This is a genomic window from Pseudomonas sp. NMS19W (genome assembly GCF_051554255.1).
GTDB lineage: Bacteria > Pseudomonadota > Gammaproteobacteria > Pseudomonadales > Pseudomonadaceae > Aquipseudomonas > Aquipseudomonas kribbensis.
In genome coordinates this window covers 5,209,341-5,232,783 of the sequence record NZ_CP136718.1, presented here as the reverse complement: position 1 = coordinate 5,232,783, position 23,443 = coordinate 5,209,341, and the positions used below count along the sequence as shown (strand labels likewise).

At 60.4% G+C, this 23,443-nt stretch carries 15 protein-coding genes, 1 pseudogene and 1 riboswitch; of the genes and pseudogenes, 10 read left to right on the top strand and 6 right to left on the bottom strand.

Annotation, left to right across the window (positions count from 1 at the left end; genetic code table 11):
- Nucleotides 1-42: 42 nt before the first annotated feature.
- From R1A29_RS23900 to R1A29_RS23890, 3 genes are all read right to left on the bottom strand, one after another.
- The gene (locus R1A29_RS23900; protein ID WP_085709323.1) at nucleotides 43-627 is read right to left on the bottom strand and encodes a TMEM165/GDT1 family protein; all 585 of its coding nucleotides are present in this window, start codon (nucleotides 625-627) and stop codon (nucleotides 43-45) included.
- Nucleotides 628-714: 87 nt separating this feature from the next.
- Nucleotides 715-839, bottom strand: a riboswitch (yybP-ykoY riboswitch).
- 39 nt (nucleotides 840-878) lie between these two features.
- The gene (locus tag R1A29_RS23895) at nucleotides 879-1,877 is read right to left on the bottom strand and encodes a class I SAM-dependent methyltransferase (protein ID WP_305833603.1); all 999 of its coding nucleotides are present in this window, start codon (nucleotides 1,875-1,877) and stop codon (nucleotides 879-881) included.
- 33 nt (nucleotides 1,878-1,910) lie between these two features.
- Complete coding sequence (locus R1A29_RS23890) at nucleotides 1,911-2,876, bottom strand: 2-hydroxyacid dehydrogenase (RefSeq protein ID WP_438299758.1); 966 nt, start codon at nucleotides 2,874-2,876, stop codon at nucleotides 1,911-1,913.
- Between the two features lie 91 nt (nucleotides 2,877-2,967).
- On the opposite strand from R1A29_RS23890, the gene R1A29_RS23885 reads away from it, so the two are divergent.
- Nucleotides 2,968-3,597 (top strand): LysE family translocator, encoded by a 630-nt coding sequence (locus R1A29_RS23885; RefSeq protein ID WP_114885453.1) that lies wholly within the window; start codon nucleotides 2,968-2,970, stop codon nucleotides 3,595-3,597.
- Here the strand turns inward: R1A29_RS23885 and R1A29_RS23880 are convergent.
- A complete protein-coding gene (locus R1A29_RS23880) occupies nucleotides 3,581-4,354 on the bottom strand; it encodes an AraC family transcriptional regulator (protein ID WP_085709327.1) in 774 nt (257 codons plus the stop codon). The genes R1A29_RS23885 and R1A29_RS23880 overlap by 17 nt on opposite strands.
- A gap of 96 nt (nucleotides 4,355-4,450) precedes the next feature.
- On the opposite strand from R1A29_RS23880, the gene R1A29_RS23875 reads away from it, so the two are divergent.
- The 5 genes and pseudogenes from R1A29_RS23875 (at nucleotide 4,451) to R1A29_RS23855 (ending at nucleotide 13,974) form a co-directional block, all read left to right on the top strand.
- Nucleotides 4,451-5,635 (top strand): MFS transporter, encoded by a 1,185-nt coding sequence (locus tag R1A29_RS23875; RefSeq protein WP_438299757.1) that lies wholly within the window; start codon nucleotides 4,451-4,453, stop codon nucleotides 5,633-5,635.
- 147 nt (nucleotides 5,636-5,782) lie between these two features.
- Nucleotides 5,783-7,466, top strand: a pseudogene (locus R1A29_RS23870) (fatty acid--CoA ligase).
- Between the two features lie 319 nt (nucleotides 7,467-7,785).
- Nucleotides 7,786-9,675, top strand: a complete 1,890-nt coding sequence (locus R1A29_RS23865) for a DUF1302 domain-containing protein (protein WP_432217693.1) — start codon at nucleotides 7,786-7,788, stop codon at nucleotides 9,673-9,675.
- A gap of 28 nt (nucleotides 9,676-9,703) precedes the next feature.
- A complete protein-coding gene (locus R1A29_RS23860; protein ID WP_085709331.1) occupies nucleotides 9,704-11,068 on the top strand; it encodes a DUF1329 domain-containing protein in 1,365 nt (454 codons plus the stop codon).
- A 170-nt stretch (nucleotides 11,069-11,238) separates the two neighbouring features.
- Entirely contained in the window at nucleotides 11,239-13,974 is a 2,736-nt protein-coding gene (locus R1A29_RS23855; protein ID WP_438299756.1) for a LuxR C-terminal-related transcriptional regulator, read from the top strand.
- Nucleotides 13,975-14,074: 100 nt separating this feature from the next.
- Here the strand turns inward: R1A29_RS23855 and R1A29_RS23850 are convergent, their stop codons facing one another.
- Entirely contained in the window at nucleotides 14,075-19,003 is a 4,929-nt protein-coding gene (locus R1A29_RS23850) for a M10 family metallopeptidase C-terminal domain-containing protein (protein WP_438299755.1), read from the bottom strand.
- Between the two features lie 203 nt (nucleotides 19,004-19,206).
- Between R1A29_RS23850 and R1A29_RS23845 the strand changes: the two genes are divergently transcribed.
- Nucleotides 19,207-19,851 (top strand): MBL fold metallo-hydrolase, encoded by a 645-nt coding sequence (locus R1A29_RS23845; RefSeq protein ID WP_438299754.1) that lies wholly within the window; start codon nucleotides 19,207-19,209, stop codon nucleotides 19,849-19,851.
- Nucleotides 19,852-19,967: 116 nt separating this feature from the next.
- Nucleotides 19,968-20,705, top strand: coding sequence for an OmpA family protein (locus tag R1A29_RS23840; RefSeq protein WP_085709335.1), 738 nt, complete (start codon nucleotides 19,968-19,970; stop codon nucleotides 20,703-20,705).
- A 67-nt stretch (nucleotides 20,706-20,772) separates the two neighbouring features.
- On the opposite strand, the gene R1A29_RS23835 is transcribed toward R1A29_RS23840, so the two are convergent.
- Nucleotides 20,773-21,207, bottom strand: coding sequence for a YhcB family protein (locus R1A29_RS23835; protein WP_085709336.1), 435 nt, complete (start codon nucleotides 21,205-21,207; stop codon nucleotides 20,773-20,775).
- 144 nt (nucleotides 21,208-21,351) lie between these two features.
- On the opposite strand from R1A29_RS23835, the gene R1A29_RS23830 reads away from it, so the two are divergent.
- Nucleotides 21,352-21,981: an alpha/beta hydrolase gene (locus tag R1A29_RS23830; protein WP_438302086.1), complete on the top strand. Its 630-nt coding sequence runs from the start codon at nucleotides 21,352-21,354 to the stop codon at nucleotides 21,979-21,981.
- 24 nt (nucleotides 21,982-22,005) lie between these two features.
- Entirely contained in the window at nucleotides 22,006-23,361 is a 1,356-nt protein-coding gene (locus tag R1A29_RS23825; protein WP_438299753.1) for a tryptophan--tRNA ligase, read from the top strand.
- The last annotated feature ends 82 nt before the right edge of the window (nucleotides 23,362-23,443 follow it).

The window sequence follows — 23,443 nt, the reverse complement described above, 5'->3', positions numbered from 1 at the left end:
CAATGATCGCTCCCGCACTGAGTGTGGGAGCGATCTGTCGGATCAGACCCAGCCGCTGCTCTGCATCGCCTTGTACACCGCGACGATCGCCAGAATCATGAACGCCGAGGCGGCCAGGCGACGGATCAGGGTCAGCGGCAGTTTCTCCGCCGCAAAGTTACCTGCCAGTACCACCGGCACGTTGGCAATCAGCATGCCCGCCGTGGTACCGATGATCACTAGCCATAGCTCAGGGTATTGCGCGGCCAGCATCACGGTGGCGATCTGGGTCTTGTCACCGATTTCCGCGAGGAAGAATGCGATCAGGGTGGTCAGGAACGGCCCGAACTTACGGGCGGTGCTGGCTTCATCGTCGTCCATCTTGTCCGGCACCAGCGTCCACAGGGCGGTGGCGGTGAAGCTTGCGGCGAGAATCCAGTGCAGGACCGCATCGGAGAAGAAGCTGCCGAACCAGGCGCCTACCGCACCGGCTGCCGCGTGGTTGGCCAGGGTCGCCGCGACGATGCCGGCGATGATCGGCCAGGGTTTGCGAAAGCGAGCGGCGAGAATCAGCGCGAGCAGTTGCGTCTTGTCGCCGATTTCGGCCAAGGCAACGATTGCGGTGGGAACGAGTAACGAGTCCAGCATCAGGATTTCCTAAGGGGCGGGTCGACACGGCTATGACACGTACAGCCTTCCCGCCCCGGGTAAGGTGTGCGTGTCATAGGTCTTGTCAAACCCTGCGATCCGTCTGCTGCGGACGCTTGGGTCGCATACGCCATGATCTGAGGATCAAGTATGTTGACGTATGCCGGACGAGCATGGCGCTCGTGGGAGACTACTCCCCTAGGACGGAGCGGATTCTGCCTAGGCGCAATCCATTCGGCAAGTGCTAATTTTCAGCCGCGCTTGGCCCGGTAAATCCGGAAACCATTGCCTTCGGCCTTGATTGCACACACGCCAAGATGCTCTTCGATCAGCGGCTGGTACTTCAGAAAACTGTTCGCCACCAGGCGCAGTTCGCCGCCGTTTTTCAGATGTTTGGCGGCTTTTCGCAGCAAGTTCTCGGTGGCGAAATAGTCGGTGTGAACGCCGACATGGAACGGCGGATTGCTCAGAATCGCGTTCAGCCCCATCGGCGCGGCGTCGATGCCGTCACCGGTCAACACCTCGGCTTCCAGACCGTTGGCGGCCAAAGTCAGGCGACTGCTGGCGGCAGCGAAGGCGTCGACGTCGAGCAGAGTGACCTGATTGTGCGGGTAGCGACGTTTGACCGCCGCGCCAAGTACGCCGGCACCGCAACCGAAGTCCAGCAGATGACCGCTCGGCAGTTTGTCCAGGTGTTCCAGCAGCAGGGCGCTGCCCCGATCCAGTCGGCCATGGCTGAACACGCCCGGCAGGCTGATGACCTTCAACGGGCCTTCGGCCAGCGGCAGTTCGTATGTCTGGGCCAGACTTTCCAGGGATTTGGCTTGCGGGGCATTGGCCACCGTTACCTGCCACAACTGGCAGTGACGCGCGCTGTCGAGCTTGCGTGGCTTGCCGAACGGATTGAGCTGCTTGGAGGCACCTTCGATGCCGCTGCGCTTTTCCCCGACCAGAAACACTTCGCGCCCGGCCAGACGCGAGGCCACGGCATTCAGGATGTAGTCGGTCAGATCCTTGGACTTGGGCAGGAACACCACCGCGCTGTCGAACTCGCGCTCCGGCACATTCACGCCGAAATGGCTGCGACCTTCGAAGCGCGCATCGAGCGCCGCCTGATCGCCGGCATGCCAGCACCAGCCGAAGGCATTGGGCAGGCGCCCGAGCAGGTCGTCGGCGGGCAGACCGGCCAGCAACAACGAACCCTGGAATAACTCGACCTGACGAAGCAGTACTTCACTGCGCGGATCCATAACTGCTCCTGTGAAAAAAAGTGCCGCAGTTTATCAACTGGCGACCCGCAGCGCCTTACCGCTGTAGAACGCCTGGGTGTTTTCCACCAGTTGGCCGACGATCCGCTGCCGCGCTTCGCGACTGCCCCAGGCGTTGTGCGGGGTGACGATCAGGAGCGGGATGTCGGCGGCCAGCAGCGGATTGCCCTGGGTTGGCGGTTCGACGCTCAACACATCGGTGGCTGCACCGCCCAGATGACCGTTGCGCAAGGCATCGGCCAGGGCCTGTTCGTCGATCAACCCGCCACGGGCGGTGTTAACCACGAAGGCACCGGGTTTCATCGACGCCAGTTCGCGGGCACCGATGAAGTGGCGGGTGTGCTCATTGAGCGGGCAGTGCAGGGTGAGGGCGTCGATCTGCGGCAGCAGCTCTTCCAGTGGCAAGCGATCCGGGCGTGCTGGACGCCCAGGAATCTGCCCCAGCAACACGCGCATGCCAAAGGCCTCGGCCAGACGCGCGACCGCGCCGCCGAGTTCGCCGTGCCCGAGCAGGCCGAGGGTTTTGCCTTCCAGCTCGACGATCGGGTAGTCCAGCAGGCAGAACTGTTTCGCCTGCTGCCAGCGGCCTTCACCGACGGCTTTTTGATAATCGGCCAGACGCGTGGCGAGATTGAGCAACAGCATGATCGTGTGTTGCGCCACCGATGGCGTGCCGTAACCCTGGCAGTTGCACACGGTGATGCCGTGGGCGCGGGCGGCGGCCAGATCGACGTTGTTGGTGCCGGTGGCGGTGATCAGGATCAGCTTCAGTTGTGGATTGGCAGCCATGGCGGCGGCATCGATCAGGATCTTGTTGCTGATGGCTACGGTCGCGCCTTGCAGGCGTTCGGCAACCTGCGCAGGCAATGTCTGGGCGAACAATTGCAGGTCGCTGAAGCAGGCGCGCAACGGCCCGAGGTCAAGGTCACCGAGGTCCAGGGAAGGGTGATCGAGGAATACGGCGCGGTGGGCGTTCGTCATCAACTGTACCTGTTGTGCTTTGAAGGGAAGGCGTAATCTGCCGAGCCTAACAGATGAAACAAAACGTTACGCCTGGCCGAAAGGAGCCCCCATGTACTGGACCGAGTTCTTGACCGTTGCACTGATCCACCTGCTGGCCGTCGCCAGCCCCGGCCCGGACTTTGCCGTGGTAGTGCGCGAGAGCGTGACCCACGGGCGTCGCGCCGGCACCTGGACGGCACTGGGCGTGGGCACGGCGATTTTCCTGCACGTCGGTTATTCACTGCTGGGCATCGGCCTGATCGTTTCGCAATCGATCGTGCTGTTCAACGCCCTGAAATGGGCCGCCGCCGCTTACCTGCTGTACATCGGCTACAAGGCCCTGCGCGCGCAACCGGCCAAGACCGTGACGGACGATCTGCACAAAGAAGCCGGCGAACGCACCGCCCGTGGCGCTTTCACTTCAGGCTTCGTGACCAACGGTCTGAACCCCAAAGCCACGCTGTTCTTCCTGTCGTTGTTCACCGTGGTGATCAACCCGCACACGCCACTGGCAGTGCAGGCCGGTTACGGGATTTACCTGGCAGCTGCGACTGCCACCTGGTTCTGCCTGGTGGCGATGCTGTTCAGTCAGCAGCGCGTGCGTGCCGGTTTCGCCCGCATGGGCCACTGGTTCGACCGCACCATGGGCGCCGTGCTGATCGCCATCGGCGTGAAGCTCGCGTTCACCGAGATGCATTGATCGAACTGAGCTGATTCAGGGCGTTGAGGTACTCCCGGGGATTGTCCCCGAGCAAACGGCGAAACATCGCGCTGAACGCCCGCGCGCTGCCGTAACCCAGATCCCGCGCCACGCTCTGCACGCTGTCCCCGGCGAGCAGGCGGGGCAGGGCTTCCATCAGGCGCAGTTGCTGGCGCCAGGCATTGAAGTTCATCTGCAATTGTTGCTGGAACAGCCGCGCCAATGTGCGCGAGCTGGCACCGACCTGCTGCGCCCAGTCTTCCAGGGTGTTGGGGTGATCGGGCTCGCGCAGCAGCGCCAGGCAAATGTTCTGCAGGCGCCGGTCGCTCGGCATCGGGATGTGCAGCGGCAGGTTTTCGAGGCCGGCCAGTTCCTCCAGCATCAATTGCTGGATCAGCGGGTTGTCAGCGTGGGGCGGGCCCTGCACCGCCCGCAGGATCAGTTCGCGCAGCAATGGCGTCACCGCCAGCACGCAGCAGTGTTGCAGGCTGGCCGGCGACAGTTCGGGCGCGATGAACAATGAACGCATCTGCACATCGCCGGACATGAAGATTTCATGGCCGACTTCCGGTGGAATCCACACTGCGCGGGTCGGCGGAATCACCCACGCACCTTGCGCCGTGACCACCCGCATGACGCCGCTCACTGCATACAGCAGCTGTGCCTCACGATGCAGGTGCAATGGCTGGTGTGCGCCGTCCAGGTAATCCCGTGGATAGGCGCTCACCGGGCCGTGTTCGAAATGGCTGATCAACATGTCCGGTTCACTGACTTGTATGGCAGGAATGCGCTTTTTCGCCAACTTAGCATAAGCGCTCACCCTCATCTGTTCACCACAAGAAAGCGTGCCGCGATGAATCAATCCAGAAATGTCATCCGCTACATCAACGCAGCCCATGTGATCGATCACATGTTCATGCTGATTTTTCCTGCCGCCGTGCTTGGCATGACCCAGGCCTTCGACCTCGACTATGCCGCACTGATCGGCCTGTCCTTGGGAGGCTTCATCGCGTTCGGCGCCTGTTCGCTACCGGCCGGCTGGTTGGGCGATCACTGGAGCCGGCGGCGGATGATGCTGGTGTTTTTCTTCGGTATCGGTGCTTCGGCAATCGTTACCGGCCTCAGTAACAGCCCGACGATGCTGGTCATCGGCCTGACCCTGATCGGTATTTTTGCCGCGATCTATCACCCGGTCGGCACGGCGATGCTGGTGGCTTACGCGCAGAATCGCGGTCGCGAAATCGGCATCAACGGCATGTGGGGCAACCTGGGTGTGGCGTTCTCGGCGCTGATTACCGGTTTGCTGGTGGCGCAGTTCGGCTGGCGTTCGGCATTCCTGATACCGGGTGCCGTGGCCATCGTGCTGGGGATCGGTTTTGCCTTGCAGGTGCGTGAGGAGCCTATCCCCAAGCGCCCGCACACCGCGCTCAAGGGCGCCGGTGGCCAGCGTATTTCGATGGTCATGGTGTTCGGCGTGCTGGCACTGGCCACGGCCACCGGCGGCGTGGTGTTCAACGCCACCACCATGACTTATCCAAAACTGTTCCAGGAGCGCTTGCATGACCTTTTCGCCTCGCCGCAGACCCTTGGTGTGGTGGTGAGCCTGGCGTACGCGTTCGGTGCAGTGGCGCAGTTGAGCATCGGGCAATTGCTGCACCGGGTCAGTCTGAAATGGCCATTTGTGGTGCTGACGCTGTTTCAGGCACCGCTGCTTTATGCCATGGCTTACGTCGATGGCTGGGCGGTGATCGCGCTCGGTGCGGCGTTCATGTTCGTGGTGTTCGGCCAGGTGACGGTGAACGATTCGATGGTCGCCAATTTTGTCGCGCCGCAATGGCAGTCCCGGGTGTTTGCCTTGCGTTACTGTTTATCGTTCGGTGCCAGCGCGACGGCGATTCCGCTGATTTCCTATGTCGAACCGCGCCATGGTTTTGTGGGGCTTTACCTGATTCTGGCCGGATTTGGGGCATTGACGTTCCTGGCGGCAGTGGTTTTCCCACGTACGCCTTCCGAAGCGGCTGTAGGGCAAACGGCCTGACCGGTGACGAAATCCGACAAATGCTGGCGCAAAGCTAGCATTTGTACGGCTCTGCAAATCATTCCTTTGGCTGATTTGGCTGGCGTATAAGGGTTCTAGAGTACAAAACTCCAACGCCAACACCGTGCAGTCAGAAAAGGGATTCTTATGTTGCAGACTCGCGTTATTCCGCCCGCCGAAGGGGCCTACCAGTATCCATTGCTGATTAAACGGCTGCTGATGTCGGGCGCCCGTTACGAGAAAAACCCGCGAGATCATCTACCGTGACCAGTTGCGCTACAGTTATCCGACCCTGATCGAGCGGGTCGCGCGACTGGCCAACGTACTGACGGCAGCCGGCGTAAAGGCCGGCGATACCGTGGCGGTGATGGACTGGGACAGCCATCGCTACCTCGAATGCATGTTTGCCATTCCGATGATCGGCGCGGTGATTCACACCATCAACGTGCGCCTCTCACCGGAACAGATTCTCTACACCATGAATCACGCCGAGGACCGCTTCGTGCTGGTCAACAGCGAGTTTGTCGGGCTGTACCAGGCCATCGCGCCGCACCTGACCACGGTGGAGCAAACCCTGCTGCTGACCGATCTTCCGGAAAAAACCGCGGAGCTGCCGAATCTGGTCGGCGAGTACGAGCAACTGCTGGCGGCCGCGAGCCCGCAGTACGACTTCCAGGATTTCGACGAAAACTCGGTCGCCACCACCTTCTACACCACGGGTACCACCGGCAATCCGAAAGGTGTGTATTTCACCCACCGGCAACTGGTGCTGCACACCATGGGCGTGTCGACCATCATGGGCGCCATCGACAGCGTGCGGCTGCTGGGCACCAACGACGTGTACATGCCGATCACCCCGATGTTCCATGTGCATGCATGGGGTCTGCCGTATGTGGCGACCATGCTCGGGCTCAAGCAGGTTTATCCGGGACGTTATGACCCGGAGTTTCTGGTCGAGTTGTGGCGCAAGGAGAAGGTCACGTTCTCTCACTGCGTGCCGACCATCCTGCAGATGGTGCTCAACGCCAAGGGCGCGCAGGGCACCGATTTCGGTGGCTGGAAAATCGTCATCGGCGGCAGTGCGCTCAACCGCACGCTGTATGAAACGGCCAAGAGCAAGGGCATTCAACTGACGGCGGCCTATGGCATGTCGGAAACCGGGCCGTTGGTTTCCTGTGCGCATCTGAACGATGAGTTGATGGCGGGCACCGAAGACGAACGCACCACCTACCGGATCAAGGCCGGCGTACCGGGGCCACTCGTTGAAGCGGCCATCGTCGACGGCGACGGCAACTTCCTGCCCGCCGATGGCGAAACCCAGGGCGAACTGGTGCTGCGTGCACCGTGGCTGACCGAGGGCTATTTCAACGAACCGCAGAAGGGCGCCGAGCTGTGGGCCGGTGGCTGGCTGCACACCGGCGACGTGGCAACGCTCGACAGCATGGGCGTGATCGACATCCGCGACCGGATCAAGGACGTGATCAAGACCGGTGGCGAATGGATTTCCTCGCTGGACCTCGAAGACCTGATCAGCCGTCACGTTGCGGTACGTGAAGTAGCAGTGGTGGGCATCGCCGATCCGCAGTGGGGCGAGCGTCCATTTGCCTTGCTGGTGATCCGCGAAGGGCACGCCATCGGGGCCCGCGAGCTCAAGGAACACCTCAAGCCGTTCGTGGAACTGGGGCACCTGAGCAAGTGGGCAATCCCGAGCCAGATCGCGCTTGTTACTGAAATTCCCAAGACCAGTGTCGGCAAGCTCGACAAGAAGCGCATCCGCCTCGACATCACCGAATGGCAGGCCAACAACAGCACCTTCCTCTCGACACTTTGAGTGTCCCCTGGCGCGCCGAAAACGGCGCGCCAGCCCCACCAAGCAAGCGCTTGGCTTGTGAAATCGGAAAAATCAGCCATCCTTGCCGGGCCGACATGTGTCGGACTGGCGAAAGGACTGTTCCAGAGTGGCCGGCAGCTGCAAATCACACTTTAGAGGGATCAAGCCGTACCACCTGCTGGCTATAGTCCGCTCAAGGATTTTTAGAAACGGGGCAATGCAACATTGAAGCGATTTCGGGAGGCTCCTGGCGCCCGGTCCTTCAGGCGTTTTTAAAAGTACTCACTGCCATAACAATAATGCACATGGAGTAGCGTCGATGACCTCAGTAAACCAGTTCTGGCGCCGGGCGAAACTGCCTCTGGCGGTCAGTCTTGCCTCCACGCTCGCCGGGCCCGCATTCGGCGTCAGCTTCAACGTCGGTGAAATCGAAGGCCAGTTCGACTCCTCGCTCTCCCTGGGCATGAGCGTGTCGACCCAGCAGCCGAACAAGGATCTTATTGGTGTCAACAACGGCGGCCGGGGCCTGTCCCAGACCTCCGACGACGGTCACTTGAACTTCAAGAGCGGGCAAGCGTTCTCGAAGATCTTCAAGGGCATCCATGACCTCGAACTGAAATACGGCGACACCGGTGTCTTCGTCCGGGGCAAGTACTGGTACGACTTCGCCCTGCAGAACCAGGACCTGGAATACAAGGACGTCAGCAACCACAACCGCGACGTGGCGGCCCGTTCTTCGGGCGGCCAGATCCTCGATGCGTTCATCTATCACAACTACGCCATTGCCGATGAGCCGGGTTCGGTGCGTCTGGGCAAGCAGGTGGTGAACTGGGGTGAAAGTACCTTCATCGGTGGCGGCATCAACTCGATCAACCCGATCGACGTTTCCGCCTTCCGCCGTCCGGGCGCCGAGATCAAGGAAGGCCTGATTCCGGTCAACATGTTCTATCTGTCCCAGAGCATCACCGAAAACCTGTCGGCCGAAGGTTTCTATCAGATCGACTGGCAGAAGACCGTGACCGACAACTGCGGCACCTTCTTCTCCCAGCCTGACATCGTCACCACCGGTTGCGACGACAATCTGCGCGTGCTGAACAAGCGCTCGACCATTCCAGGCGTTGCCCTCGGCCCGCTGGCGGCCGCCAATGTCGACGTCAACGAAGAAGGCGTGCTGGTACGTCGCTCCCCGAACCGCAATGCGCGGGACAGCGGGCAGTGGGGCGTGTCCGCCAAGTACATGTTCGATCCGCTGGCGACCGAGTTCGGTGCCTACTTCATGAACTACCACAGCCGTGCGCCGATCTTCAGCGCAACCGGTGCGCCACAGTCGATCTATAACGGCGTCAAGGCTCTGCCTGGCCCGTTCCAGGCTCTGGGCCCTCTGGTGGTGGCGGGTAACTCCGAGTATTTCATCGAGTATCCAGAGGACATTCGCCTCTACGGTCTGAGCTTCTCCACCACCCTGCCTACCGGCACGGCGTGGAGCGGTGAGATCAGCTACCGGCCGAACGCGCCGGTGCAACTGAACTCCACCGACATCCTGTTCGCCGGTGTGCGTCCGTTGGGCGGCGCGCTGACCAACGCCTCGATCCTCAATGGCGTTCCGGGCCAGGACCTGCACGGTTACAACCGCAAGGAAATCACCCAGTTGCAAACCACCCTGACGCACTTCTTCGATCAGGTCATGGGCGCCAACCGCCTGACCCTGGTGGGTGAAGTCGGCGTGACCCACGTCGGTGGGCTGGAAAGCAAGTCCGAGGCCCGCTACGGCCGCGATCCGGTCTTCGGTCCGGGTGAGCTGCCGTCCACTGGCGGCCTGGATACCTGCTCGCAGATCCTCAACACCTCGACCATCAACGGTGCCGGCCCTGGCGCATCGACCAGCAACCGCTCCAGCAACTGCGACAACAACGGTTTCACCACCGCTACTTCCTGGGGTTATCGCGCTCGTGCCATCTGGGATTACAGCGACGTGTTCGCCGGTGTGAACCTGAAGCCGAACGTGGCCTGGTCCCACGACGTCAAGGGTTACTCCCCGGGCCCTGGCGGCAACTTCGAGGAAGGTCGCAAGGCCATCAGCCTCGGGCTGGATGCCGAATACCAGAACACCTACACCGCAAGCCTGGCCTACACCAACTTCTTTGGTGGCGAATACAGCACGGTGGATGATCGCGACTTCGTTGCCCTCAGTGTTGGCGTGAACTTCTAAGCGCAGTTTTTTCAGGACGAACAAACCTATGAAAATAACAAAGAATCTGTTCCACGCCGGTGTTCTGGGGCTTTCGCTGCTGGCGACCAGCGTGATGGCGGCGGTCCCTGCCGCCGAAGCCGACAAGTTGGGCAAGAGCCTGACCCCGATGGGCGCCGAGATGGCGGGCAACGCCGACGGTTCGATCCCGGCCTGGAAGCCGCTGGCGAAGAATGCCGGCACCGTCGACAGCAAAGGCTTTCTGTCCGATCCGTACGGCAGTGAGAAACCGTTGTTCACCATCACCGCGCAGAACGTCGACCAGTACAAGGACAAGCTTGCGCCGGGCCAGTACGCGATGTTCAAGCGTTACCCGGACACCTTCAAGATGCCGGTCTACCCGTCCCATCGCGGTGCCACCGTGCCGGATGACGTCTTTGCGGCCATCAAGAAAAATGCCACGACCACCACGCTGGTAGCGGGCGGCAACGGCCTGGAAAACTTCCAGACCGCCATCCCGTTCCCGATCCCGAAAGACGGTCTGGAAGTCATCTGGAACCACATCACCCGTTATCGCGGTGGCAGCGTGACCCGTCTGGTGACCCAGGCGACGCCGCAGACCAACGGCTCGTTCAGCCTGGTGTATTTCCAGGACCAGTTCGTGTTCCGCGACAAGATGAAGGACTACGATCCGGCCAACCCGGGCAACGTGCTGTTCTACTTCAAGCAGAAAGTGACCGCGCCGGCTCGTCTGGCTGGCACCGTGCTGCTGGTGCACGAGACCCTCGACCAGGTGAAGGAACCGCGCAAGGCCTGGGTCTATGCGACCGGTCAGCGCCGTGTGCGCCAGGCACCACAAGTGTCCTATGACGGTCCGGGTACTGCGGCGGACGGTCTGCGTACCTCCGACAACCTCGACATGTACAACGGCGCACCGGATCGTTATGACTGGAAGCTGGAAGGCAAGAAAGAGATGTACATTGCCAACAACAGCTACAAGATCGATTCGCCGACGCTGAAGTACACCGACATCATCAAGGCCGGCCACATCAATCAGGACCTGACCCGTTACGAGCTGCGTCGCGTCTGGCACGTGGTGGCTACCCTGAAACCGGGTCAGCGTCACATCTACGCCAAACGTGACTTCTTCATCGATGAAGATACCTGGCAGGCAGCGGTCATCGACCACTATGACGGTCGCGGTCAGCTGTGGCGCGTCGCCGAAGCCCATGCCGAGGACTACTACGACAAGCAAGTGCCGTGGTACGCGCTGGAGACCCTGTACGACCTGCAATCCGGTCGTTACCTGGCACTGGGCATGAAGAACGAAGAGAAACAGGCTTATGACTTCGGCTTCTCTGCCACCAAGAGCGAATTCCAGCCGGGCAACCTGGGCCAGGACGGTATCCGCTAAGCTGTAACCCGAGGCCGCATCCTCGAAAAAACGCCCCGACTGGTTCGGGGCGTTTTTTTTGCGTGGTGATTTTGTAGCCATTTGTAGCAACAACTTCATATGGACGCCGTTTAAGGCTAGTCTGCGGACATCTGCTACGCCGCCAACAGCCATTCGAACAAGAGCCGGCCATGACTGATCTGTCCCCACTTCCGGGTCCTGCAAGCGTTGCCGTCGCGGCACTGGACGGACGTTTCTTTCGTCCCCCGCTGCCTGACGGATACGTATTGCGGCCACGACTTTGCGAGCGACTGCAAGCCGGGCTCGGTGGACGTCTGTTGCTGGTCTGCGCCCCGGCCGGGTTTGGCAAAAGTTCGCTGGCCGTGGAGTTTTGTCAAAGTCTGCCGGGGCATTGGCAAAGTCTGTGGCTGGGGCTGAGCGCCCGGGACAGCGACCCGGGGCGCTTTCTCGAGCGTCTGCTTGAAGGCCTGCAGGATTACTTTCCGCAACTGGGCAGCCGCGCACTCGGCCTGTTGAAAATGCGCCAGCGTCATCAGCCTTTCGCCTTCGAAGAATGGCTCGATGGCCTGCTCGATGAGCTGGCACTGCACCTGCAGCCGACCTCGCCGCTGTTATTGGTACTGGACGATTACCACCTCGCCCAAGGGCCGGTCCTTGACCGTTGCCTGCAGTTTTTCCTCAATCATCTACCCGATGGCCTGTTGGTGATGGTGACCAGTCGCCAACGGCCGGACTGGCATCTCGCTCGTCTGCGGCTGTCGCGACAGTTGCTGGAACTGCATGAACAGGATCTGCGCCTGACCCACGACGAAGCGCTGGCGTTGCTCGATCGGCACAGCAGCTCGCTGCGCGGTGAAGCCCTTGAGAACCTGATCCATCGAAGTGAGGGCTGGGTCGCCGGGCTGCGTTTCTGGTTGCTGGCCGCTGCCGAGGCAGGCAGTGATGTGGCATTGCCTCAAGCACTGAATGGCGGGGAAGGGCTGATCCGCGATTACCTGTTGGAAGAGGTCATCGACTGCCTGCCGGCCGAAGTGCAGGCGTTTCTCTACGACACCGCGCCTCAGGAACGTTTTTGCAGCGAGTTATGCGATGCGGTGCGCGAGTCTCACGACAGTGCCGAGATTCTGCGCTTCCTGTTGGCGCATCAGGTGTTTCTGGTGCCGCTGGACGAACATGGGCACTGGTATCGCTATCACCATCTGTTTTCCGACTTGTTGCGCAGCCGGCCGATTGCCCGGGCGATCGTCCCGGCTGCCACACTGCACTTGCGCGCCTGTCGCTGGTTCAATGCACAGGGGCTGTTGGACGAAGCTGTCGAGCAGGCGTTGCGGGCAGGGCATCTGGACGTGGCTGCCAACCTGGTGCAGAACCTGTCCGAAGAGCAACTGCTCGCCGAGCAGAACGTCGGCATGCTGCTGCGCTGGAAGATGGACTTGCCCGACAGCTTGCTGATCAGCACCCCGCGCCTGATCGTGTTGTACAGCTGGGCGTTGGGACTGGCCTGTCAGCTGGACGCGGCGGAAGAACTTGCCAGTCACCTGAGCCGATTCCTGCCAGCACCCTCGGCCACCGCACAGAAATCGATGTTGGCCCAATGGCTGGCGCTCAAGGGCATCATCGCCCGAGGGCGGGGGCATCGCGAGCAGACCATCGAGTATTGCAGCGAAGCACTGGAGAGCCTTCCGGCCAAACGTTACGGCCAGCGTCTGATGTGTCTGTCGACGCTGTCCAACCTGGCGATCGCCGATGGCGATCTGTGGCGTGCACGGGGCTTGAACCGCGAGTCCCTTGAGCTGGCGCAGCGGGTCGGCAATCCATTGTTCGAAGCGCTGGCACATTACGACCGTGCCCGGGTATTGCAGGCGCGTGGGGAAATCGTGCGCGCTCTCGATGAAGTGCATCAGGGCCTTGAGCGTTTGCGCGGGTTGTCGGCCCAGCGTCTGTATGCAGTGCGTGCTCGGCTGACGCTGTATGAAGGTTTTCTGCTGGCCATGCGCTTGCAGCCTGATGTGGCACGTGCACGATTGCAGGCCGGTCTGAGTGAGGCGCGGGCCTGTCGCGATATCAGCGTGTTGATCGGCCACTGTGTGATTGCCCGGCTCGACGGCAGTAGCGGTGATTACGCCCGGGCATTTGCCGAACTGGCGGAAGCCGAGCGTCTGATGCACATCTGGGACGTTCCGCCGATCTACTATCTGGCGATGATTACGCTGGTCAAATGCGAGTTGTGGCTGGCACAGGGGCGGATTGACCTGGCCGAAGCCTGGCTGGCACGGTTGGGGCAGACCTACACCGGTGAGCGCGCAGCGGCACCGCCGGAGTTTCATCCGCAGTTGCCGTTGCATGTCGAACTTCAACAGGCGTTGCTGGACGTCATTCAGGGGCAACCCATGCTCGCCGAAGGGCGACTGAATGTGTTGCTTGAAAACGGTCAACAAACCGGACGGCAGTTGCTCAGCGTGATGGCGTTGACGCAAAAAGTGGCGTTATTACTGGCGAGCTGTCGAGAGCCTGAGGCCCGCAAAGCTTTCGTTCAGGCAATTGAAGCCGCCAGTGGCGGGGTGTTGCAGCCATTCGACATTCTGGTCAAAGACCACGCCGACTGGCTGCGCGGGCAATTGTCCCTGACTGCATCGGGTCTGGTAGGTCAGCAGTTGCTGGAGCATTTCCCGCCGGCTGCACCGCGCGCGACGCAGGATCCTTCGACCGCCGAGCAGTTGAGCAGCCGGGAACTGGCAGTCCTGCGTCTGATTGCCCAGGGCTGCTCGAATCAGGAAATCAGCGAGCAACTGTTCATTTCGCTGCATACCGTGAAAACCCATGCCAGTCATATCAACAGCAAGCTCGGGGTCGAGCGGCGCACGCAGGCGGTGGCTCGGGCCAAGGAGCTGGGCGTGTTGAGCTGATCGCGATAACCGTCGGCCAATGAAAAACGCCCCGAACCAGTCGGGGCGTTTTGGGTTTATGTTCCAGACCTGTATTGCCGACCGGATCAGCGGGGGGGCGTCAGGCCACCAGATCGTTGGCGCTGAAACTGTTGACACCGACCAGCTGAATTTCGAAGTCCGCACCGGCGTTGCCACTGACGTTGCCCGACAATATATGGTCGACGAAACGCAACTGGCCTGCCCCCGTGAAGTCGGCGCCACCGATGAAGGTGAATCCATTGACGCCGGCAGTCAGCAGGTTGGCGTCGAATTTCGTCAGGTCGATCTTGTCACCTTGCAGGCTGTTGAAGTCGGTGATGATGTCGCGGTTGGCGCCGATACCCATTTCGTTGACCGCTCGGAAAACGAAGGTGTCCGCTCCGGCATCGCCGAAGAGCACATCCGCACCCGCACCGCCGTCCAGGATGTTGTTGCCGGCATTGCCTCTGAGAATGTTGTTCAGCGAGTTGCCGGTGGCCTTGATGGCATTGCCGACCAGATTGAGGTTCTCGAGATTGGCGCCCAGCGTGTAATCGATATACGAGTAGACCGAGTCGACATCGCTGGCCGACGGGCCTTCCTCAATGACCACATCCCCGATGTTGTCGATCACGTAGCTGTCGTTGCCGGCACCCCCGATCAGGGTGTCCGCGCCAGCACCACCGTTGAGGGTGTTGTCATCGCTGTTGCCGATCAGGGTATTGCTCAGCGCATTGCCATAAACGGTGAAGCCGCCGGAGCCGGTCAACTGGACGTTCTCGACGTATTGCAGGTTACCGAGATTCAGGTCGACGATATTGGTTTGTGCGGTGGCGTTGTAGCCGATCAACAGGGTGTCGTTACCTTCGTTGGCCTTTTCCTGAACGAGGGCCAACTCACCTGCCTGATCCAGGCCATAGGTGTCGTTGCCCTTACCGCCGATCATGGTGTCCAGGCCGGCTCCGCCAATCAGGCGGTTGTCGTTGTCGTTACCTCTGAGGATGTTGTTGAGCGAGTTGCCGGTGGCGTTGAGGGCGCCGCCGACCAGGTTGAGGTTTTCGAGATTGGCACCCAGGGTGTAATCGATGTACGAGTAAACCGAGTCGATTTCGCTGGCCAAAGGGCCTTGTTCGATGACCACGTCACCGATGTTGTCGACGACGTAGCTGTCGTTGCCGGCGCCGCCAATCATGATGTCCGCGCCTGCACCACCGTTGAGTGTGTTGTCGCCGCTGTTGCCGGTCAGGGTGTTGTTCAATGCGTTGCCGTAGACAGTGAAACCACCGGCGCCGGTGATGGCAACGTCCTCGATGTTGAGCAGACTGGCTTGGTTCAGGTCGATGACATTGCTTCGTGCACTGGAGTCGTACTCGATCACCAACAGATCAGTACCTTCGTTGGCGAACTCCTGGATGAGAGCCAGTTCGCCGACCTGATCGATGCCGTAGGCGTCATTGCCCTTGCCGCCGATCATGGTGTCCAGGCCCGCGCCGCCGACCAGTTGGTTGTCGCCGTCGTTGCCGATGAGCACATTGTTCTGTTCGTTGCCAATGGCGTAAATGTTGCCGTTACCGGTCAGGGTTAGATTTTCCACCCACTGGCCCAGGGTGTAATTCACCGACGCACGTACCGTATCGGTGCCGTCCCACCGGTAGTTTTCAGTCACCACGTCGCCGATGTTATCGACAATGTAGGTATCGTCGCCTGCACCGCCGATCATGATGTCGGCTCCCGCACCGCCGTCCAGTATGTTGTTGCCGTCGGTACCTCTGAGAATGTTGTTGAGCGAGTTGCCCGTGGCCCTGATGGCACCGCCGACCAGATTGAGGTTCTCGAGGTTGGCGCCTAACGTGTAGTCGATATAGGAGTAAACCGAATCGATTTCGGTGGCCGATGCACTGTCTTCGATCACTACGTCGCCGACGTTATCGACAACATAGCTGTCGTTGCCTGCTCCACCCTGCATGATGTCCGCACCAGCGCCACCGTTGAGAGTGTTGTCATCACTGTTGCCGACCAGCGTATTGTTCAGCGCATTGCCATAAACGGTGAAAAAGCCGGATCCGGTCAAGGCAACGTTTTCAATGTTTTGCAGACTGGTACGGTTCAGGTCGATGGTACTGCCCAGTACGCTGAATGCCTTGTATTCGATCACCAGCATGTCTGTACCTTCATTGGCCAGTTCCTGGACGAGATCCAGCTCACGCTCGTCATCGATACCATAGGCGTCATCGCCTTTGCCGCCGATCAGAGTATCGACCCCGGCGCCGCCAACCAGTTGGTTGTTTCCGTCATTGCCGATGATGATGTTGTCCTGATCGTTGCCAATACCGTAGATGTTGCCTGTTCCGGTCAGGGTGAGATTTTCCAGATTGGCACTAAGGCTGTAGCTGACCGAGGCGCGGACTGTGTCGATTCCACCTTGTAGGCGGTTGGTTTCACTGATGACGTCGCCCACATTGTCGACGATGTAGGTATCGTTGCCCAAACCGCCGATCATCAGGTCGGCCCCTGCGCCGCCGTCCAGCACGTTATTGCCGTCGGTTCCCCTGAGAATGTTGTTCAGCGAGTTGCCGGTGGCCTTGATGGCATTGCCGACCAGATTGAGGTTCTCGAGATTGGCGCCCAGCGTGTAATCGATATACGAGTAGACCGAGTCGACATCGCTGGCCGACGGGCCTTCCTCAATGACCACATCCCCGATGTTGTCGATCACGTAGCTGTCGTTGCCGGCACCCCCGATCAGGGTGTCCGCGCCAGCACCACCGTTGAGGGTGTTGTCATCGCTGTTGCCGATCAGGGTATTGCTCAGCGCATTGCCATAAACGGTGAAGCCGCCGGAGCCGGTCAACTGGACGTTCTCGACGTATTGCAGGTTGCCGAGATTCAGGTCGACGATATTGGTTTGTGCGGTGGCGTTGTAGCCGATCAACAGGGTGTCGTTACCTTCGTTGGCCAGCTCTTGGACGAGGGCCAGCTCGCCTGCCTGATCCAGGCCATAGGTGTCGTTGCCTTTGCCGCCGATCATGGTGTCGAGGCCGGCTCCGCCAATCAGGCGGTTGTCGTTGTCGTTACCTCTGAGGATGTTGTTGAGCGAGTTGCCGGTGGCGTTGAGGGCGCCGCCGACCAGGTTGAGGTTTTCGAGATTGGCACCCAGGGTGTAATCGATGTACGAGTAAACCGAGTCGATTTCGCTGGCCAAAGGGCCTTGTTCGATGACCACGTCACCGATGTTGTCGACGACGTAGCTGTCGTTGCCGGCGCCGCCAATCATGATGTCCGCGCCTGCACCACCGTTGAGTGTGTTGTCGCCGCTGTTGCCGGTCAGGGTGTTGTTCAATGCGTTGCCGTAGACAGTGAAACCACCGGCGCCGGTGATGGCAACGTCCTCGATGTTGAGCAGACTGGCCTGGTTCAGGTCGATGACGTTATTTTGCGCGCTTGCGTTGTACTCGATCACCAGCAGATCAGTGCCTTCGTTGGCGAACTCCTGGATGAGAGCCAGTTCGCCGACCTGATCGACGCCATAGGCGTCATTGCCCTTGCCGCCGATCATGGTGTCCAGGCCCGCGCCGCCGACCAGCTGATTATTGCCGTCATTGCCGACCAGCAGGTTGTTCTGGGCGTTACCGATACCGTAGATATTTCCGGTGCCGGTCAGGTAGAGATTCTCCAGGTTGGCACTGAGGGTGAAGTTCGCCGACGCCCGGACAGTGTCGATCTCGTTGACCAGGGTGCTGGTCTCAATAATGACATCGGCGCTGTTGTCGACAATGTAAGTATCGTTGCCCAAGCCACCGATCATGACGTCGGCTCCCGCGCCCCCGTCCAGAACGTTATTGCCGTCGGTACCCCTGAGGGTGTTGTTCAGCGAGTTGCCGGTGGCGTTGACTGCATTGCCGACCAGATTGAGGTTCTCGAGATTGGCGCCCAGCGTGTAATCGATGTACGAGTAGACCGAGTCGACATCGCTGGCGGCCGGACCTTCCTCAATGATCACATCCCCGACGTTGTCGATGACATAGCTGTCGTTGCCGGCACCGCCGATCAGGGTATCCGCGCCTGCACCACCATTGAGGGTGTTGTCCAGCGCATTGCCGATCAGCGTGTCATTGAACGCCGAGCCATAGGCGTTTTCGATCTTCGCGCCGTAGGCAATCGCCAGTCCCTGATTGAACGAGTTGCCTGCCTGATCGGTAAAGGCTTGGCCAATCTTGCTGTATTGGCCTTCGTTTAGGTTGATGCTGACGGCCGCCAGTTGGTTGCTGGCATCTATCGTATCGATACCTCCGGCATCCCAGATGGTTTCAAACACTGACTGCGTCGGGGCCCAGGAATAAACGTTGTCGCCGGTCATCCACTTCGTGTTTGCGCCATACAGGCTCTGGATCGCCAGGATGTCCAGTACCATGGGCGTGGTAGGCAGATAGGAGTAGCTGTTGTTGTAGCTCATGACCGTGAAGGCGGCGTCATCGAGCGATGGGTCGAGCGTGATGCTGTTGTAGGCCGATGGCGCGAACGAGTGCTTTAGGCCTAGTGCATGACCGATTTCATGAACGAATGTCATGAAATCGTAAGTGCCTTTGTTCGGAGTAGGCTGACTGGTGTTCGGCCCGATCCAGACATCGCCACCATTGGGTTTCAGGGAAGGAGTGTAGGCCCAGGCAGCCGCATCGCTGTCGAGGAGCGCATAACCGCCGAAACGCAGATCGCCTACGCTGGTCGAAGATTCGCCTGTCAACTGGAACGTGAGATTGGCTACGGCTGACCAGCTATCCAGCGCGCTCATCACCGCCTGTTGCTGGGCGTCGGTCAGTGCATAGGCTGCCTTCGGTTCGTTGTCAGCGCTGTAGTTCGGAGCAAACACCGATACGCCAGGGACAATGAAACTGTACGTCAGACTGGTCACCGCACCCGGGTTGTACCATTGGGTGCTTTCCCATTTATAGCCGGAAATGAGGCTGTCGACAGGGGCGACCCCAGTCAGCTTGGCGAATGTGGTGTCTGTGTAACCAGTAGGGCGTGGCATGCGTGATTCCTGAGGTGGGCTGCGGCCCTTCCCGAAATGCGGCCGCTACAAGGTTGGATTTTGCACGAGAACAAGGATGTTTGACATCATCTGGCCACTACTTTCTGATTAGTGGCGCCAATTAACTGACCCGGCGATCTGTATCGGCGAGTGCAGTAGAATCCTGAGGCGAACGTCAACGTTGTCTGTCCAGGATCCATTTCATGTCTGTTCCAAGTCCCGCCATTGTCCGCGAAACCTTTCCGGTCGGCCCGTTGCAGTGCAACTGCACCATCATCGGCGATCCGATCACGAAAAAAGCCATCGTCGTCGACCCGGGCGGCAATCCCGACCTGATCATGGCGCGCCTCGATGCGCTGGGTCTTAAAGTGGTCAGCATCATCCACACCCATGCGCACCTCGATCATTTTCTCGCTTCGGGGCAGATGAAGGAGAAAACCGGCGCGACCCTGCATTTGCACAAGGAGGACCAGTTCCTGTGGGACAACCTCGAGATGCAATGCCAGATGTTCGGCGTGCCTTACACCCCGGTCCCTTCGCCGGATCGCTGGCTGAGCGACGATGAAGAACTGGCCTGTGGCTGCGGCGTGGCGCTGCACACGCCGGGGCATACACCCGGTTCCATGAGCTTTTGGTTTTCCGAGGCTAAGCTGTTGATTGCCGGTGACACGTTGTTCCGGCGCGGAGTAGGGCGCACGGATTTGTGGGGCGGCGATCAGGCGACCATCGTGCGATCGATCAAGCAGCGGCTGTACACATTGGACGAAGACGCGACCGTTGTGGCCGGACATGGCCCGGACACGCGTCTGGGCGATGAAATGCGGGAAAATCCGTTCGTGCGCGCCTAAACATTTTGTCACGAGTGCCCGGCGGAATTTTTGTGCATTGTCATGATCCAACGCCCGCAAAGGTCCATTGCCAAACGGCCGTTGCACCACAGAATGCAAAAAAGTAGGAGCTCTCCATGTTCACCACGCGTCGTTTGATTATTGTCGCTACTGCCGTAGCCGTACTGTCCGGCTGCGCCTCGCCCAACCCGTATGACAATCAGGGTCAGGCCGACGGTGGCTCCCAGGGCATGAGCAAAACCGCCAAGTACGGCGGCCTCGGTGCACTGGCCGGTGCGCTGGCCGGTGCTGCCATCGACCACAACAACCGCGGCAAGGGCGCCTTGATCGGCGCTGCCGTCGTCGGTGCTTCTGCTGCCGGTTATGGTTACTACGCCGACCAGCAAGAGAAGAAACTGCGCGCCAGCATGGCCAACACCGGTGTCGAGGTGCAGCGTCAGGGTGACCAGATCAAACTGATCATGCCGGGCAACATCACCTTCGCCACCGATTCGGCGAATATCGCGCCAAGCTTCTATCAACCGCTGAACAACCTGGCGGGCTCGCTCAGGGAGTTCAACCAGAACCAGATCGAAATCGTCGGCTACACCGACAGCACCGGCAGCCGCCAGCACAACATGGACCTGTCCCAGCGTCGTGCGCAGAGCGTGGCGACTTACCTGACTTCGCAAGGCGTCAGCGGTGCCAACCTGTCGGCCCGTGGTGCCGGCCCGGATAATCCTGTTGCCAGCAACGGTGACGTCAATGGCCGGGCGCAGAACCGCCGCGTTGAAGTCAACCTGAAGGCAATCCCGGGTCAGCAGTACGGTGGTCAGCAGCAACAGCAGCCGGGTACGGTTCAGCAGTATCCGTAACCGTCAGGTACAAAAAAGCCCCCGGACAAGTGATTGTCCGGGGGCTTTTTGTTGGTGCGAAGGCTGATTACTTCTTCAGACCGTAATGCTCATCCAGCATGCCAGGCGAGTTCGGAGTCTTCGGCGCGTAGTCACGCGGTGGCTCCTGGCTGTGCGGTGGCGTCAGGCGCTCCCGCGGAGCCTGAACCGCTTCGGAGTGCAGGGAGGCCAGCAGACGCTGACGGGTCTGTTCGTCCAGGGCCAGACGGTTGGCGCCCTCGGCGAGATGGTCCTGTACTTCCTGGTAGCTCTGGGTCAGTTTCTTGACCAGATTGGCGGTGCTGTTGAAGTGGGTCACCACTTCATTCTGATAACTGTCGAAACGTTCCTGAATGTCGTCCAGTTGACGCTGTGTGCGGCTGGGCGCGGCATTCGGCGCAACGCGGGCGATCAGGAAACCAATGGCGACACCCACAACCAGGGCAAGAGTCGGTAACAACCAAACTAAGAGCGAGTGTTCCACGAGTCCTTCCTCTATAAACGGCTTTGCTTTACGTTAACGGCTCGAACCTGCGCTGTATACCGCGATTCACTCGCAATAGATTGGCACAGACAATTTGCTAGACGAGTCGACCCGATTCGAGGTCACGGAGTTCCTTCCTTGCTGATGCGTGAAACCCCTGTAGTGATTGATGGCCCGGTGGGTCAACTTGAATCCCTGTACCTGGACAACGAGCAGCCACGCGGCATCGCGCTGATCTGCCATCCCAACCCGGTGCAGGGCGGCACCATGCTCAACAAGGTCGTCTCGACCCTGCAGCGCACCGCGCGCGACGCGGGCCTGATCACCCTGCGTTTCAACTACCGTGGCGTCGGTGCCAGCGAAGGCTCCCATGACATGGGCAGCGGTGAAGTCGATGACGCCCAGGCCGCCGCCGCTTGGCTACGGGAAAAACACCCGAATCTGCCGTTGACGCTGTTCGGTTTCTCCTTCGGTGGATTTGTTGCAGCAAGTCTCGGCGGTCGTCTTGAAGCACAAGGCGTGGCGCTCAAGCATCTGTTCATGGTCGCGCCTGCGGTCATGCGCCTGGGTGATCAGGATCAGTTGCCGCAACGGGGCGAACTGACCGTGATCCAGCCGGAAACCGATGAAGTGATCGATCCGCAACTGGTCTACGAATGGTCCGACAAACTCCAGCGCCCCCATGAGCTGCTGAAAGTGGCAGAATGCGGACACTTTTTTCATGGCAAGCTGACCGATCTCAAGGATCTGATCCTGCCGCGTCTTTCGAATTGATTGCAGTCTGACAAGCGATTACCCATGACGAACCGTACCCGCATCCTCACCGGCATCACCACCACCGGCACCCCGCACCTGGGCAACTACGCCGGTGCCATCCGCCCGGCGATCGTCGCCAGCCGTGACACGAACGCTGATTCGTTCTACTTCCTGGCCGACTACCACGCCCTGATCAAGTGCGATGACCCGCTGCGCATCCAGCGCTCGCGTCTGGAAATCGCCGCGACCTGGCTGGCCGGTGGCCTGGATGTGGATCGTGTGACGTTCTATCGCCAGTCCGACATTCCGGAAATCCCCGAGCTGACCTGGCTGCTGACCTGTGTCGCCGCCAAGGGCCTGCTCAACCGCGCCCACGCCTACAAGGCTTCGGTGGACAAGAACGTCGAGACCGGCGAAGACCCGGATGCCGGCATCACCATGGGCCTGTACAGCTACCCGGTGCTGATGGCGGCGGACATTCTGATGTTCAACGCGCACAAGGTGCCGGTCGGTCGCGACCAGATCCAGCACGTGGAAATGGCTCGCGATATCGGTCAGCGCTTCAACCACCTGTTTGGCCAGGGCAAGGAGTTCTTCACCATGCCCGAAGCACTGATCGAGGAAAGTGTCGCCACGTTGCCGGGCCTGGACGGTCGCAAGATGTCCAAGAGCTACGACAACACCATCCCGTTGTTCACCAGCGCCAAGGACATGAAGGACGCGATCTCGCGGATCGTTACCGACTCCCGTGCGCCGGGCGAAGCGAAGGATCCGGACAACTCGCACCTGTTCACCCTGTTCCAGGCGTTCGCCACGCCGGCGCAGGCCGATGAGTTCCGCAGCGAGCTGCTGGGCGGTCTGGGCTGGGGTGAGGCGAAGAACCGTCTGTTCCAGTTGCTCGACAACGAGCTGGGCGAGTCCCGCGAGCGTTATCACCAGCTGATCGAGCGTCCGGCGGATCTGGAAGACATCCTGCAACACGGCGCCAAGAAGGCCCGTGCGGTGGCGACGCCGTTCCTCAACGAGTTGCGAGAAGCGGTCGGCCTGCGCTCCTTCGTCAATCAGGTTCAGGTGGCCGCGACCACCAAGAAGAAAGCCGCGAAAGCCGCGCGCTTCGTGAGCTTCCGCGAAGACGACGGCAGCTTCCGTTTCCGTCTGCTGGCCGCCGATGGCGAGCAATTGCTGCTGTCGCGCAACTTCGCTGACGGCAAGACTGCCGGCCAGGTGACCAAGCAACTGCAATCGGGTCAGGCGCTGGATGTACGCAGCGAAGACCTGAGCTTCAGCGTCTGGCTGGAAGGCCAGTGTGTCGGTGACAGCCCGGCGTTCGCCGACGCTGCAGCGCGGGATGCGGCCGTCGAGGCCTTGCGGATCGCTCTGACACCGGTTCAGGAATAATCAACGGGCCGGCCCGACCAAGGGCCGATTGCCATTCCCACGGGCCATCGCTACAGTGACGGCCCGTTTTTGTTGCCTTGCT